Raw genomic sequence first — 1,723 nt, 5'->3', positions numbered from 1 at the left:
AGGGTGCCCGCCTCGGTGACCGCCCGGCAGGGCAGGCGCAATGGCGCCGGTGGTCGAGACGCCTGCGCCTTCCAGGGGGCAGGGGTGATGGCGGGCAGCCCGGGCACCCCCTCGGGAGCGGGTACCCGCCGCTTGGGGCTGTGGTGGAAGTGGAAGGCGGCGAGCAGGAGTTGGTCCATGCCGGTGCCATCGAGCCGTCCCAGCAACGCGAGGACGACAACGAAGAGGGCCCGGGCCGCGATGCGGACCAGGCGGCGCAGACTCGGGCGGCCGGCCGCTGCCCGCAGCCGAGCAAGTAGAGCGCGCATGAAGAACACCTCCAACGGGGCGGGCAGGGGGGAGCCGGCGCGAACGGCACCGAAGCTGACGGCTGTCCCAGGGCCCGGGGCAGGCCCGCGGCGGCGCACCACCTCCTTGAGCAAGAAGGGGCGCAACGCGCGAGGGGGTGGGAGTTTCGGGTGTCAGCACGAAGCGCCGTACCCGGACCACAGGGACATCCGTGAGAGCTCAGTCAGGCGCCGGCAGCCTTGTGGGCTCTCGCACTCTTAAGGAGAAAAGGACCGGCTATTCGTGCCAGCAGCTGCACGAAGTTGCTTCCGGTGCCTCACAACCCGCCGGTGAGCAGGGCCTTGGCGAGGCGCTGTTCGGCAGCCGAGCGGTTTCGGAACATCGTGCGGACGCTGATCCCCACAACCTGCGCACACGCCTTCGCGCTCTGCCCGTCCAAGCGGGTGGCGGCGATCAGTTCGGCCTCTGCCGGAGTGATGACCCCACACAGGGCAGCGCGTTCCAGTACCGAGAACACCTGCGCCTGTGACCCGGTAGCCAGCGACTGCCCCACTACGCCCTCGTGCAGAGGCAGCGGGCCAAGGCGGCGTTCGCGCAGGGTGGCATACAGCAGGCGGTGGGCCGACCGGTCGCCTGCCCGCACCAGCCGCAGGCCGATCTCCTCGGGTGCTTCGTCCGGCGTCATGGCGGCGAGCTGCTCGGCGACCGCGGTCAGGACCTCCTGCTCCAGCTCGCCGCTCTCCAACTCTGGGAGCCGGGGCAGCCGGGCCAGCGCTCGACGCAGTACCGGCACCGTCATCGCGATGCCGACCGTGCCCCACGGCTCACCAAACGCCAGACGCCGACGGACGATCTCGGCCCACACCCGAGCCCGCGCTGTACCAGGAGTGGAGGGGTGAGCCATGCGGGCGCGGATGAGGTCGACCGGCCAGTCGGCGTCGGGCGCGCTCTGCGAGAGCAACACGGCGGGCAGGGTAAGCGGGCGCGGGGCGGAGGCCAGATCCAGCAGAGCGGCATCGACCTGGTCGAACGGGGAGACGGTGGACAGTGAAGTGACGGCGGTGCGGCGCATGAGCGGGCTCCTTGCCAGCGAGAGCGAAACGGGACGCCGCCCATCGCGCCAAGCCGGCCTGCCACCACCGCGCCGCCGGCCTGCCGTGCTCTGGCCGCATCCCCGCCATCGCCCTGCCGTCCCCTGGAACCCCCGTGGCTGATCGGCCGGTGACCAGCACGTTCGCCCGCCACCACACGGCGCGAAAGTGCCCGAGATGAATTCGCCGACGCCGTGTACGGCCCTCGGGCTCCGCCCACGCCCCGATGCGGGGTACCTCGTGACAGACCGACCACCGACCAGCACCTTTCACCGGAAGTGGCACTACCAGCCGGGGAATTTCTCCTTCAGAGGTGTCAGCACGTACGCACCAGCGCTCAGTCC

The 1,723-nt window shown here is 71.0% G+C and carries 1 protein-coding gene and 1 pseudogene; both read right to left on the bottom strand.

Going from position 1 to position 1,723, the window contains the following annotated elements; all coding sequences use genetic code 11:
* Positions 1-308 (bottom strand): annotated as a pseudogene (locus tag ACZ5CR_RS44600) (hypothetical protein); the annotation flags it as partial.
* Positions 309-604: 296 nt separating this feature from the next.
* Positions 605-1,360, bottom strand: a complete 756-nt coding sequence (locus ACZ5CR_RS44595) for a hypothetical protein (protein WP_468869236.1) — start codon at positions 1,358-1,360, stop codon at positions 605-607.
* Positions 1,361-1,723: the final 363 nt, after the last annotated feature.

It is taken from the genome of Streptomyces sp. NPDC031274 (assembly GCF_055570235.1).
Note: the sequence above shows the minus strand (reverse complement) of the source record. Positions and strands in the feature narration are given on the sequence as shown.